We start from the raw sequence: 12,014 nt of genomic DNA, 5'->3' as shown, positions 1-12,014 counted from the left end.
CATCCTATGGCGCTTCTTCAGGCGCAGGCGCGTCGAGGTCGCTGTCAAACTCGACGCGCTTGTGCGAGCCGTCACAGAACGGCTTGTTCAACGAGTGCCCGCAGCGGCACAGCCATGCTTGGCCTCCCTCCACCGGTAATTCGCGTCCGCCCTGGGTGACGATCCGGAAGCTTCCCTTGATGTGATACGGCCCGTCGTTGCGGACCGTGATGACGACATCGTCGGCCATGTTGGCCTCCTCAGAAGAGGATGCCCTGCATGCGATACGCGAAGTGAGCGGGCTTGGCGTCGCGCATCAAAGCCATGAATTGATCCATGTCCATATGCACGACGTTTTCGTGGTCGCCAGCTTCGAAGTAGACGTCGCCGTGGGTCATCAGGCTGCTGTCGATGTAGGTTGGCATGCCGTAGGCCATGCCCACGGGCGGAACGGCCCCTGCATCACAGTCCCGGAAGACTTCGCGCAACTCCGATTCATCGGCCAGCGTGAGGTCCATGCGGCCCGATTCCTTTTGCAGCTCGGCCAGATGCAGGTGATACGTCGACGGCAATACGGCCGCGACATAGCCAAGTTTGTCTTCTAGCAGCAGCGTCTTGGCCAGACGGTCGCCGGGGACATGCGCAGCTTGCGCGGTTTCGGTGCTCGTGTGGGTATGCGGATGGCGAATCACCTCGTACAGGCAGCCCTTGCTGCGCAGGCAGCCGTCGAGGGTGCTGGAGATCGACATGGCGTCCTCCCGTGTGCTGTGCGGCCGGCGGCGGGATTGCTGTGGCCGCTACGTCAGCATAGGTCGGTTTGCGGATTGCGCAGGCATTCGAGCGTACAAAAGCAACGGGCCACTCATGTGAGCGGCCCGTGTGGCGATGTAGCTTTCTGTTCGCGCCAAGCGTCAGGCGTTAGCGGTCCCAGCCGCGGTGCCAGCCGTGGTCGTGGCGCCATTCGCGCTCGCGCCACTCGTGACGGCGCCATTCGCGTTCACGCCAGTCGTCGCGGTCGCGATAGTAGCCGCCATAGACGACGGGTGCAGGGGCATAGACCGGCGCCGGGCGATACACCACGGGCGGCGGCGCATAGACAGGGGCCGGGGCCACGTACACCGGCGCAGGCACGCCGATCGACACGCCGACGTCCACATGCGCCAGCGCCGCCGTCGAGGCGCACAGCGCGGCGCCACCCAGAACGAATGCGAGCAGTGTGCGTTTCATGATGCTTCTCCTTACGGTTGCGAGGCCGGGGCCGATGTGCCGTCGACTTCGTGTATCAAGTTCGTGATGCCATTCTATGAACCACCGGGCGCTTCAGGTGATACGCAAATCCTACGGATGTAACGGGAAGTAAAACGCCCCACCGGCAAGATGCTGGCGGGGCGCGGGATTTCCACGAGGGCACGCCTCGTTCAGCCCTGTGCAGCCTCCCAGGCCACTCGCTGTTCCGGTGACGACCACACCGCCAGGTGCAGCGCCGACAGCGCGAACGGATCTGACAGCAATACCAGCTTTTGCTTGCCTGTGAGTTTGTCCGGACCCACCTCCAGTGCGTGACGCACGTGTGCCTCCCGCACGGCAATCAGCCGCCGGTCGTGCGGAAAACGGGCCGTGCCGATCGCGCACATCAGCGCATTGGTGACGGGGTCGACCACGGCTTGGCGGAAGTCTGGCATCGGCGGCGCATTGCGCAGGTGCTTGCGTGTGGCGCGGAGCTCGCGCGGCGGGCGCACTTCCTCGGGGATCATGAACAGACGCAGCCGTCGCATGCGGCGGCCCAGGCTCACACGGCTGGAGAATACCGACAGCGGAATCGACACGATCAGCGCGCCCACGACTGGCGACAGCCACCACAGGAAGCTCGGGTTCAGCCAATAGACGATGGCGGCCCAGACGATGCCGATCACGGTGTGCAGGCCGTGGCGGCGTACAGCGTCGCCCCAATGCGTCTGCGCGTCTTCGCGCGGCGGTGACTTCCAGTGCACCTTCCAGCCGAGGAAGGCGGCCGTCACGAAGCGTGTGTGGAACAACATGCGCACCGGCGCGGCCAGCACCGAGAACGCCGCCTCGATCGCCATCGACAATGCCAGGTGGATCGCCCCGCCAAAGCGCTTCGGCCCCTGTGCCCACAGCACAAGCACGCTGAGGATCTTCGGCAGGAACAGCACGGTGGCCGTGGCGGAAAACAGCGCGGCGGCCTTCTCCGGATGCCACTCCGGCCAGATCGGGAAGAGCTGGCGCGGCTGCGTAAAGTATTCCGGCGCGATCAGCGTGTGCTTGGCCAGCAGGGCAGTCGACAGGATCAGGAACAGGAACCACAGCGGCGCAGACAGATACGCCATCACCCCGGTGATGAACACCGCGCGGTGCACACGGTGGAAGCCTGGTGCGCCGAACAGGCGGAAGTTCATCAGATTGCCGTGGCACCAGCGGCGGTCGCGGCCCAGCTCGTCAAGCAGGTTGGGCGGCATTTCTTCGTAGCTGCCGTCCAGGTCGTAGGCGATCCACACGGCCCAGCCGGCACGGCGCATCAGCGCGGCTTCGACAAAGTCGTGCGACATGATCTCGCCGGAAAGCGAGCCCTTGCCCGGAATCGGCGCCAGCGCGCAGTGCTTGATGAATGGGTCCAGCCGGATGATGGCGTTGTGGCCCCAGTAGTGCGATTCGCCGAGCTGCCAGTAGTGCAGGCCAGCAGTGAACAGCGGCCCGTACACACGCGTTGCGAACTGCTGGATACGCGCATACAGCGTGTCGCGGCCAGCGGCGCGCGGCGCGGTCTGGATGATGCCCGCGCTGGGCGCACCTTCCATCAACTGCACCAGGCGCGTCAGGCAATCGCCGCTCATCACGCTGTCGGCGTCGAGCACGATCATGTAGCGGTATTTGCCGCCCCAGCGCCGGCAGAAATCATCAATGTTGCCGCTTTTGCGCTTCACGCGGTGGCGGCGCCAGCGGTAGAAGATGCGACCGAAACCATCGAGCGCGCGGCAGATATGCAGCCACGCATCGGCTTCTGCGGTGCGGATATCCGGGTCGCCTGAGTCCGACAGCACGAAGAAGTCGAAATGCTCCAGATGCCCCGTGCGCTGCAATGATTCGTACGTCGCGCGCAGCCCTGCAAACACGCGCTGCACATCTTCATTGCAGATCGGCATGACGATGGCCGTGCGCGCATCGTCCGGAATCGTGGCGTCCGGCGTGGCCCGGCGCGAGATGACGAAGCGGTCGCCGTGGAAGGCCAGCAGCAGAAAGCCCGTGATGGCCGTCCAGAATCCCGCCGACACCCAACAGAACAGCACCGCGAACAGCACGATGATGATGGCTTCGAGCCAGTCGGCGCCGTGGTACGGCAGCACCGTGCTCATCGCCCAGGTGGCAGCGATGGTCTGCGCGATCATCAGAGCGAGCAGCGTCAGACGTCGGCGTGAGCCGACGAAGCGCCAGATGCCTTTCGGGTCCGGCGAGTCGGGTGCCTCGTACGGCACCGGCTTCTTGCCGCCATGCATCCAGCGGTCGATGGCCTTGCGCGTGCGCCAGATCGGCCCGAGCACCCATGGCCACGGCACCATCGAGCGACGCGCGGGCGTGGGCCCGGTATCCAGGTGGATGCGGCCTTGGCTGTCGTGCTCAAGCGGCGGCGCCGGCTCGGCAGAGGGCTCCGTCGATGCGGCATCGGCGCGCGTGGCGCCATAGGCCGCATCCAGACGCGAGCCTACGGAGGCGTAGGCCGGTGCATCGGCGTCGAGCGAGGTCGTCTGAGCGGGGTCGAGCCTGGCCAGCGCGCGATGCAGCTTGGCGAGCGCCGCTGCATCGTCGTCGGCGGCTGTGATGCCTGCGTTGCGCAGCAGCGCAGCACGCGCATCAGCCGCCAGCGGCAGCGCCCCAAGGTAATGGTCGGCCACAGACTGCGCTGTGGCAGGGGTGGTGGAGGGGGCGGTGCCAGCGGCACCGTCAGTCTGGGCTGTCGTCACATTCAGCCCGGAGGTAACAGGTAGCTCCACGTCTCAGAAAGTCCGGTGCCGCCGCTGCGCAGGTAGCCGCGCATTTCGACGGGTTTATCGTCGTCGACCCGCTTCAGGCGCACAGTCACGCGCCATCCGCCGGTCGCGGTGTTGGGTTGGCCGAAGATCGATTCGATCTTGCCGTTGGCATCTGCCGAGAATACGGGCTCGACCGGCGCATTGGGCGGAAGCTTCGCCAGCGCGGGGCCTTCAAAGTCGACCACGAAAGCGATCGTATCGTCGGGCTTGCGCTCGTCGGGGCGCTTGGTTGTCCAGCCGTGTGAGCGGCGCGTCTGCGTCACCCACGCCAGCGCAGGCTTCTTGTCAGCGTCCTTCTGCCACAGCAGGCGGTATTCGAGATTGAACGGCTGATGCGGCTTGGGCGGGTTTTCGGGCACCCAGTAAGCGACCACGTTGTCGTTCGTCTCGTCTGGCGTCGGAATCTGCACCAGCTCCACTCGGCCCGCGCCCCATTTGCCGACGGGCTCGACCCACGCGCTCGGGCGCAGTTCGTAGCGGTCGCCGATTTCCTGGTAGCTGGAGAACGCGCGGTCACGCTGCATCAGGCCGAAGCCGCCGGGGTTGGTCGTCCCGAACGAGCTGACCAGCAGGCGCTTGGGGTTCGTCAGCGGACGCCAGATCCATTCGCCTGTGCCGGAAAGCACCGACAGGCCGTCGGAGTCATGCACTTCGGGGCGGAAATCCAGCGCCGGTGCCGGCTGGTTCTCGCCAAAGAAGAACATGCTGGTGAGCGGCGCGATGGCCAGCTTGCTCACGTTCTCGCGCATGTACAGCTGCGCCTTGACGTCGACCGCCGTGTCGCTGCCCGGCTTGATGACAAAGCGGTAGGCACCCGTGGCGCGGCGCGAGTTGAGCAGCGCGTAGATCGTCAGCTCTTTCGCGTTGGCGGCAGGCCGATCGATCCAGAAATCGGTGAAGCGGGGGAATTCCTCGCCCGAATTGAGCGCGGTGTCGATGGCCAGCCCACGCGCGGACAGGCCGTAGACCTGCCCCTTGCCGATACCGCGGAAGTACGACGCGCCCAGGAACACGATGACCTCGTCCTTGTATTTGGGCGTGTTCATCGGATAGTGCACGCGGAAGCCGGCAAAGCCGAGCTTCTGCAACTGCTTCGGGTCGAGCTTGACCGGACCGTAATCGAACAGGCGCGGATCGAAGCGGATTTCGCGCACGCCGGCGGGCGACACCTCGTTGATCTTCACGGGCTGGTCGTAGTAGGACCCCTCGTGGAAGAAACCGAGTTCGAATGGCAGCTTGTCGCGACGCCAGTAAGCCTGATCGGACTTGAAGCGGATTTCGCGGTACTGGTCGTAGCGCAGCTCGCGGAGTTCGCGGGGCAGGGTGTCGGCGGGCGCCTGGTAGGGCTTTGAGGCCAGTTGCTTGGCGCGTACGGCCACATCGTTGAAACCGAAGGCCAGCGCAGCATGCGCCGAAGCCAGCGCCAGCAGGCCCACGGCCAGCCGCGCATAGCCGGCTACCGAACGGGTGCGTGCCGCGCGAGCGGCCCCCGGCGTGCGGGAGGAAACAGCGGAGGGAATGTTCAAAATGAGATCGCGTCTATGCGGCGGGCCGAGGAACGTGACGCTTCGGTCCTGCCGGTCATTCGTCTGTGCCGCCGAGATTTTACCCGCCGTACCTTTGCGAGATCAAAACCGGCAACATTTTGATAATGTTTCTGGCCGTATCGGGCCGACATCCGCGTCAAATGGCGTGTAATCAGGCGGTCTTTGGCGGGTCAGCCGTTCGGTTGAGGGGAACGCGCAGCGTCGGCCGGCAGTCAGAGCTGCTTTCCTGGGTGCCGGGATTTCCGCGTGGCACACTCTCGGCTTTTTCCTCCATGGAGTTCGCATGACCTGCTGGACGCGACGCGCCACTGCAATCGCCGCGCTTGCCTTTTCGACCTCGTTGCTCGCGCCTGTGGCGTTTGCTGCACCCGCAGCCAAGGCGGCTCCAAAGGCTGCGGCGCCTGCCAAGGCAGTGCGCGATCCCGGCGACGTAGCGGTGCTGCTGGATACCTTCCCGCTCGGCAAGCCTCTGCGCAAGCTGCCCTCGTGCGAGGACGTACGCGCGAATGGCGGCAAGGATGTCGCCGAATATTGCTCGGATGCGCTTGAATCGCATGGCCGCACGCGCTCGCTGGGCGTGCCTCAGGCATCGCGCCCCGAGTTGATGGACGGGCCGCAGGCCGTGCTCCTGATCGACCAGGATGGCAACATCGCCGGCATGTTCGTGCCGACGCGCGGCGTCGATACCGAGCAGCGCGTCTTCCAGGCGCTGTCCGATCGTTACGGCAAGCCTGCGCAGGAAGGCAAGGCGCCGCTCAAGCTCAAGTCTGGCAAGACGGTCGATTCGCTTCGTGCGCGCTGGGCAGGCCATCAGACCATCATCACGATGTACGCGATTCCCGAAGAGCCGCAGAACGGCACGGTGGAATTCCTTTGGGCACCGCGCGCCGGGGCGGTCATGGATCAGATGCGTGCGGAAGTCGATCCGAATGCACCCAAGCCGGCTCCTGCGTCCGGTGTGGCGGCCTCGGCACCTGCAGCAATGGCCAAGCCCTCTGCAGGCAAACCGGCGCCTAAGCAGTGAACTTACGAACACACGTTCGTAGTTTTCGGTTACACCGCTTACACCCGCATGACGCTGGCGTCGCTCGCGTCGGCTTATAACGTCCACGTGGCTCCACTAGCGGGGCCGAAGGACGCTAATCATGAAAATCGTGGCTCTGGCCTTGTTGGCCGCGACGCTTGGGGGCTGTGCGGTGTATCCGGCACCGGTGGCCGTGGCACCTGCGCCGGTCTATGTTGCACCGGCTTATCCGGCCTATTACGGCGGCTATTGGGGTGGACCTTCGGTGTACTTCAATTACCACCACCGCTGATCGGCCGTTGGCTGATCAGCGTCTAGTCTGCTGAACGCAGGCCCGGCCAGCCGGGCGCCAACGTCTGCGGCAAGCCAAGCAGGTCCAGCACGCGCCCGACCGTGTGGTCGACGAGGTCGTCGATCGTCTTGGGGCGCTGGTAAAAGCCCGGTACGGGCGGGAACACGATTCCGCCCATCTCGGTGACGGCCGTCATGTTGCGCAGGTGCGCCAGATTCAACGGCGTTTCGCGCACCATCAGGATGAGGCGACGACGCTCCTTGAGCGTGACGTCGGCCGCGCGCGCAATGAGATTGTCCGACAGGCCGTGCGCAACGGCCGCCAGCGTCTTCATCGAGCAGGGCGCCACCACCATCGCTTCGGCAGCAAAGGAACCGCTCGCGATGGTCGCGCCGATATCGCGCACGTTATGCACGACGTGCGCCAGCGCTTCCACTTCTTCGCGTGCCATGTGCAGCTCGTGCTGCACGTTCATCAGCCCTGCGGGCGACATCAGCAGGTGCGATTCCACCCCCGCCGATTCGCGCAGGCCCTGCAGAATCTGCAGCAGCCGCACGCCGTAGATTGCCCCGGACGCCCCCGTGATGGCCACGATGATGCGGCGCACAGGTGGCGTCTGGACTGTGGCGTTCACGGGCAAGGTCACGCTGAAACGAGAACGCAGCTCAAGCAGCCAGCAGCGGCTGCAGCTCGCCGCTCTGGTACATCTCCATCATGATGTCCGAGCCGCCGATGAATTCGCCCTTGACGTAGAGCTGCGGAATGGTCGGCCAATTGGCGTAGTCCTTGATGCCCTGGCGGATTTCGTCGTCTTCCAGCACGTTGACGGTGTGCGGCCGATCCACGCCGCAGGCCTTCAGGATCTGGATGGCGCGGCCCGAAAAGCCGCACATCGGAAATTGCGCCGTGCCCTTCATGAAGAGGACGACGGGGTGGCCTTTGACGATCTGGTCGATCTTTTCGTGCGTGGTGCTCATGGGGAGACTCGATTGGGTGAGGGGCGACAGCCTGGTTTTTGGGCTGACATCCACATTGGAAAACCCGTCTATTTTAGCGAGGAACGCGCACCGGCGTTTTGATCCAGCCACTGCCCGCCACTGCAGCGGTCATGGCCGGCCAGGTCTTGCACAGTGAAGACGTTGGCGAAGCCGGCGCCGCGCAGCAGTGCGCGCACGGGTTCGCCCTGATCGTAGCCGTGTTCGAGCAGCAGCCAGCCGCCCGAGGCAAGCCGCGCAGGCGCCCCTGCGACGATGCTGCGCAGGTGTCGCAGGCCGTCATCGTGGTCGGTGAGGGCGTTGGCGGGTTCGAAGCGCAGATCGCCCTGATCGAGATGCACGTCGGTGGCCGCAATGTAAGGTGGGTTGCTGGCGATCAGGTCGAAGGCGGGCGGCGCATCGGCGTCGGCCAGCGCGCCATACCAGTCACCCAGCGCAGCCCGGAAGTTGGTTGCGCCGAGCGTCTTGGCGTTGTCGATCGCCACGGCCAGCGCATTGGCGGAGGCATCGGTGGCCCACACGCGCGCGTCGCGTCGCGCCAGTGCAATTGTGATGGCAATGATGCCGCTGCCCGTGCCCATGTCGAGCACGGCCGGTGCATCGCGTTCTTCCAGGCGGTCCAGCGCCTGCTCGACCAGCAATTCCGTATCGGGGCGGGGAATGAGCACGGCCGGCGTGACCTTGAACGTGCGGCCGAAGAATTCACGTTCGCCCAGCAGATAGGCCATCGGCTCGCCGGCCAGGCGGCGTGTGGCGAGGTCGCTGATTCGCGCGCGCGCGGCGACGTCGATGGCGCAGGTGTCTTGCGTGATGAGTTGCACGCGCGACAGGCCCGTCACGTGCGAGACCAGCATGCGTGCTTCCAATGCAGGCAAGCCGGCGCGTGCCAGCGCCGTCAGCGCATCGGACACGCAAGCCAGGGTTTCGGGCGAAATGACGGGAACAGACGACACGGCAACAGACCAGCAGCGAAGATCGGGGCGCACAAAATAACACGGGCCCGGCCAATGTGGCGCGGGCCCGCGAGCGGGTCGGTGCGGTGGAGCGGGGAGCTTACTGCTTGGTTGCGTCCTTGACCTTGTTGGCCGCTTCCTTGGTGGCGTCAGCGGTCTTGTCTGCAGCAACCTTGGCCGCGTCCGCCGTCTTGTCGGCTGCGGTCTTGGCGACCTCCTTGGCCTGCGCCAGCGCGCCCGAAGCGGAGACTTGCGCATCCGAAGCGGCTTGCGAGAGTTCCACCTTGGCGGCGTCTGCAGCCTTGGTCACGGCGGTGCCGGCGTTGTCGAGCGCCTGTTTGGCGGCGTCTTTCGATTGCTCCATCGCGCTCTTGGCGGCCTGGTCGGTGGCGTCGTCTTTCTTGCCGCAGGCGGCCAGGCCCAGTGCGAGGGAGGTAGCGACAGTGATGGCCAGCAGTTGGGTACGCATTGCGATTCTCCTAATCGTGATGTTGCCGCGCTTGTTGGTGAGTGCGCGCCGGATGCGACCGGCGATGCACTCGGCGTGATCGAGATCGATTATAGGAACGCAAGACCGGCGCGCCATCGCGCAAAGCTGTATCAAACGCAAGCGGATGTTACGGAGGGCGCGCTTTTTAACGATTGAGCGCTCAGGCCTCTTCCCCGAGCGCCGCAAGCTGCTCCGCTTGGTGCTCAGCCGCCAACGCACCGACCAGTTCATCAAGGTCGCCGTCCATGATGGCGTCGATCTTGTACAGCGTCAGGTTGATGCGATGATCGGTCACGCGGCCCTGCGGGAAGTTGTACGTGCGGATGCGGTCGGAGCGGTCGCCCGAGCCGATCAGGCTCTTGCGGGCGCTGGCTTCCCTGGCTTGCGCTTCGCGCTCCTGGCGATCCTTCAGGCGCGCAGCCAGCACTTGCATGGCGCGGTCCTTGTTGCGGTGCTGGCTGCGGTCGTCCTGGCACTCCACCACCAAGCCGGTCGGCAAGTGGGTGATGCGCACGGCCGAATCCGTCTTGTTGATGTGCTGGCCGCCCGCACCGGACGCGCGGAACGTATCGATGCGCAGGTCGGCCGGGTTGATCTGGATGTCGGCCAGCGCATCGGCCTCGGGCATGACGGCCACGGTGCAGGCCGACGTATGGATGCGCCCCTGCGCCTCGGTTGCCGGCACGCGCTGCACGCGATGGCCGCCCGATTCGAACTTCAGGCGCGAGTACGCACCTTCGCCCACCAGCCGCGCGATCACTTCCTTGTAGCCACCCAGGTCTGACGGCGATTCGCTCACGATCTCCACCTGCCAGCGCTGCCGTTCGGCGTAGCGCGTGTACATGCGCAGCAGGTCGCCGGCAAAGAGCGCGGATTCATCGCCGCCCGTGCCGGCGCGGATTTCCACGAAGATGTTGCGATGGTCGTTCGGGTCTTTGGGCAGCAGCAGGCGTTGCAGCTCGCCTTCGAGAGATTCCATCCGCTCACGCGCCGCGCGGAGTTCGTCCTCGGCAAACGCCTTCATGTCCGGATCGGCCGCCAGCTCCTGCGCAGTGGCGATGTCTTCCTCGGCCTGCTTCCACGCGGCAAATTGCGCGACCACGGGCTCCAGCTCGGCATGTTCGCGCGTGAGCTTACGGTATTGGTCGAGATTGGCGGTGGCGTCTTCACGCGCAAGCAGCGCGTTGATTTCGACGATGCGCTCGGCCAGTTGGTCGAGCTTGGACAGCATGCTGGGCTTCATTCGGGCAGTCGCGGAGGGAAACGCTGGAAGCGAAGGCGGCGCATGATACCGCGCCAGACATTGCGCGCCCGTCGTGAAAACATGCGGCGCGCGTGCGATGCGCCGGCCGCTAGCGCTCGGAGTGGCTGGACTGGCGGAACAGCGCCGGCAGCAGGTCGATGAGTTGTTCGCGGCCTTCGCCCTGCGCGTGGTTGAGCGCATGCGTGGGGCCGTGGAGGAATTTCTTGGTGAGCGCCTGCGACAGCGCTTCAAGCACAAGCGCCGGGTCATCGCCGCGCGCGAGCATGCGCTGGGCGCGTTCCAGCTCACCCTGGCGCAGCGTTTCGGCCTGCGCGTGCAGATCCCGGATGACGGGCACCACGCTGCGCGCATCGAGCCAGTGCATGAAGTTCAGCACGCGCGTTTCGATGATGGCCTCGGCCTGCGCCACGGCGGCCTGCCGCAGCGCGTTGCCCTCGCGCACGATGGCGCCCAGGTCATCCACGGTGTAGAGGAACACGTCGGACAGGCGTGCGACTTCAGGTTCGATGTCGCGCGGCACGGCCAGGTCGACCATGAACATCGGGCGGTGGCGGCGCTGCTTGATGGCGCGCTCCACGGCGCCCAGACCGATGATGGGCAGGGTGCTGGCCGTGCATGAAACAACGATGTCGAACTCGGCAAGCTTGGTTGGCAGTTCGGCCAGGCGCACGGCGCGCGCGTTCAGGCCCTGGTTCGACAGCGATTCGGCGAGCTTCTCGCCGCGTTCCAGCGTGCGGTTGGCGATCACCACCTCACGCGGCGTCTGCGCGGCGAAGTGCGTAGCGCACAGCTCGATCATCTCGCCGGCGCCAATAAACAGGACGCGCTGATCCGCGATCGACTCGAAGATGCGCTGCGCCAAGCGCACGGCGGCGGCGGCCATCGACACGGAATGCGCGCCGATCTCTGTCGTGCCGCGCACTTCCTTGGCCACCGCAAAGGTGCGCTGGAATAGCTGATTCAGGTACGTGCCCAGGGCGCCCGCTTCGGTGGCGGTGCGCACGGCGTCTTTCATCTGGCCGAGGATCTGCGTCTCACCCAGCACCATGGAATCTAGCCCGCTGGCCACGCGGAACGCATGGCGTACCGCCAGCGATTGCCCGAGCGAATACACGTGGGGTGCGAGTTCACCGGGGTCGATGTTGTGGTGCTGTGCCAGCCAGCGAATCGCATGCTCGTGCGCGGTCTGCTCGGGCAGGTTGCCGTCGGTGGCGCAGTAGATTTCGGTGCGATTGCAGGTGGAGAGGATGGCGGCTTCGGCCGTGCTTCTGAGGTGCGGCAGGTGCTGGCGCAGCGTGCCCAGCGCGGGCTTGAGCTGCTCGAGCGGAAACGCCACCTTCTCGCGCAGGGAAAGCGGCGCAGTGTGGTGGTTGATTCCAAGCGTCAGCAACTGCATGTGGGGCGGCCGGTTAAATGGGGACGGC

General features: G+C 65.5%; 13 protein-coding genes. 2 read left to right on the top strand and 11 right to left on the bottom strand.

The window, feature by feature from the left end:
* Positions 1-4 precede the first annotated feature (4 nt).
* The 5 genes from ACTJK4_RS22355 to ACTJK4_RS22335 all read right to left on the bottom strand — a co-directional run bounded on the left by ACTJK4_RS22355 (position 5) and on the right by ACTJK4_RS22335 (position 5,545).
* Positions 5-229 carry a CDGSH iron-sulfur domain-containing protein gene (locus ACTJK4_RS22355; RefSeq protein WP_440818997.1) on the bottom strand — a complete coding sequence of 75 codons (225 nt, stop codon included), beginning with the start codon at positions 227-229 and terminating at the stop codon, positions 5-7.
* A 10-nt stretch (positions 230-239) separates the two neighbouring features.
* On the bottom strand, positions 240-728 hold the full coding sequence (locus ACTJK4_RS22350) for an aminoacyl-tRNA deacylase (RefSeq protein ID WP_316881446.1): 489 nt from the start codon (positions 726-728) through the stop codon (positions 240-242).
* Positions 729-897: 169 nt separating this feature from the next.
* Positions 898-1,206 (bottom strand): hypothetical protein, encoded by a 309-nt coding sequence (locus ACTJK4_RS22345; protein ID WP_045203072.1) that lies wholly within the window; start codon positions 1,204-1,206, stop codon positions 898-900.
* A gap of 191 nt (positions 1,207-1,397) precedes the next feature.
* Positions 1,398-3,986: a glucans biosynthesis glucosyltransferase MdoH gene (gene mdoH / locus ACTJK4_RS22340; protein WP_440818996.1), complete on the bottom strand. Its 2,589-nt coding sequence runs from the start codon at positions 3,984-3,986 to the stop codon at positions 1,398-1,400.
* A complete protein-coding gene (locus ACTJK4_RS22335) occupies positions 3,959-5,545 on the bottom strand; it encodes a glucan biosynthesis protein G (protein WP_440819063.1) in 1,587 nt (528 codons plus the stop codon). The genes mdoH and ACTJK4_RS22335 overlap by 28 nt, the downstream gene beginning before the upstream one ends.
* Before the next feature lie 310 nt (positions 5,546-5,855).
* On the opposite strand from ACTJK4_RS22335, the gene ACTJK4_RS22330 reads away from it, so the two are divergent.
* Positions 5,856-6,596 carry a hypothetical protein gene (locus ACTJK4_RS22330; protein WP_232041135.1) on the top strand — a complete coding sequence of 247 codons (741 nt, stop codon included), beginning with the start codon at positions 5,856-5,858 and terminating at the stop codon, positions 6,594-6,596.
* A gap of 121 nt (positions 6,597-6,717) precedes the next feature.
* Positions 6,718-6,888, top strand: a complete 171-nt coding sequence (locus ACTJK4_RS22325) for a hypothetical protein (RefSeq protein WP_175537192.1) — start codon at positions 6,718-6,720, stop codon at positions 6,886-6,888.
* A 22-nt stretch (positions 6,889-6,910) separates the two neighbouring features.
* Here the strand turns inward: ACTJK4_RS22325 and ACTJK4_RS22320 are convergent, their stop codons facing one another.
* The 6 genes from ACTJK4_RS22320 to hemA form a co-directional block, all read right to left on the bottom strand.
* Positions 6,911-7,534: a UbiX family flavin prenyltransferase gene (locus ACTJK4_RS22320; RefSeq protein ID WP_313903715.1), complete on the bottom strand. Its 624-nt coding sequence runs from the start codon at positions 7,532-7,534 to the stop codon at positions 6,911-6,913.
* A gap of 19 nt (positions 7,535-7,553) precedes the next feature.
* Positions 7,554-7,865 carry a Grx4 family monothiol glutaredoxin gene (grxD, locus tag ACTJK4_RS22315; RefSeq protein WP_024977796.1) on the bottom strand — a complete coding sequence of 104 codons (312 nt, stop codon included), beginning with the start codon at positions 7,863-7,865 and terminating at the stop codon, positions 7,554-7,556.
* Between the two features lie 68 nt (positions 7,866-7,933).
* The gene (gene prmC / locus ACTJK4_RS22310; protein WP_440818993.1) at positions 7,934-8,836 is read right to left on the bottom strand and encodes a peptide chain release factor N(5)-glutamine methyltransferase; all 903 of its coding nucleotides are present in this window, start codon (positions 8,834-8,836) and stop codon (positions 7,934-7,936) included.
* Between the two features lie 100 nt (positions 8,837-8,936).
* Positions 8,937-9,305 (bottom strand): hypothetical protein, encoded by a 369-nt coding sequence (locus ACTJK4_RS22305; RefSeq protein WP_440818992.1) that lies wholly within the window; start codon positions 9,303-9,305, stop codon positions 8,937-8,939.
* A 181-nt stretch (positions 9,306-9,486) separates the two neighbouring features.
* Positions 9,487-10,569, bottom strand: coding sequence for a peptide chain release factor 1 (prfA, locus tag ACTJK4_RS22300; RefSeq protein ID WP_440818990.1), 1,083 nt, complete (start codon positions 10,567-10,569; stop codon positions 9,487-9,489).
* A gap of 109 nt (positions 10,570-10,678) precedes the next feature.
* A complete protein-coding gene (hemA, locus tag ACTJK4_RS22295) occupies positions 10,679-11,986 on the bottom strand; it encodes a glutamyl-tRNA reductase (RefSeq protein WP_116576406.1) in 1,308 nt (435 codons plus the stop codon).
* Between the last annotated feature and the right edge of the window lie 28 nt (positions 11,987-12,014).

Origin of the sequence: Ralstonia sp. 22111 (assembly GCF_052045895.1) — a bacterium.
GTDB classification, from domain to species: Bacteria; Pseudomonadota; Gammaproteobacteria; order Burkholderiales; family Burkholderiaceae; genus Ralstonia; species Ralstonia wenshanensis.
The sequence above is the reverse complement of the archived record's forward strand: the minus strand, read 5'-3'. Positions and strand labels throughout refer to the sequence as shown.

Bases quoted from the DNA above. Each gene is read 5' to 3' on its own strand.
- hemA (WP_116576406.1), bottom strand. From the start codon at position 11,986: ATGCAGTTGCTGACGCTTGGAATCAACCACCACACTGCGCCGCTTTCC.
- ACTJK4_RS22350 (WP_316881446.1), bottom strand. From the start codon at position 728: ATGTCGATCTCCAGCACCCTCGACGGCTGCCTGCGCAGCAAGGGCTGC.
- prfA (WP_440818990.1), bottom strand. From the start codon at position 10,569: ATGAAGCCCAGCATGCTGTCCAAGCTCGACCAACTGGCCGAGCGCATC.
- ACTJK4_RS22355 (WP_440818997.1), bottom strand. From the start codon at position 229: ATGGCCGACGATGTCGTCATCACGGTCCGCAACGACGGGCCGTATCAC.
- ACTJK4_RS22305 (WP_440818992.1), bottom strand. From the start codon at position 9,305: ATGCGTACCCAACTGCTGGCCATCACTGTCGCTACCTCCCTCGCACTG.
- ACTJK4_RS22330 (WP_232041135.1), top strand. From the start codon at position 5,856: ATGACCTGCTGGACGCGACGCGCCACTGCAATCGCCGCGCTTGCCTTT.
- ACTJK4_RS22325 (WP_175537192.1), top strand. From the start codon at position 6,718: ATGAAAATCGTGGCTCTGGCCTTGTTGGCCGCGACGCTTGGGGGCTGT.
- grxD (WP_024977796.1), bottom strand. From the start codon at position 7,865: ATGAGCACCACGCACGAAAAGATCGACCAGATCGTCAAAGGCCACCCC.
- ACTJK4_RS22345 (WP_045203072.1), bottom strand. From the start codon at position 1,206: ATGAAACGCACACTGCTCGCATTCGTTCTGGGTGGCGCCGCGCTGTGC.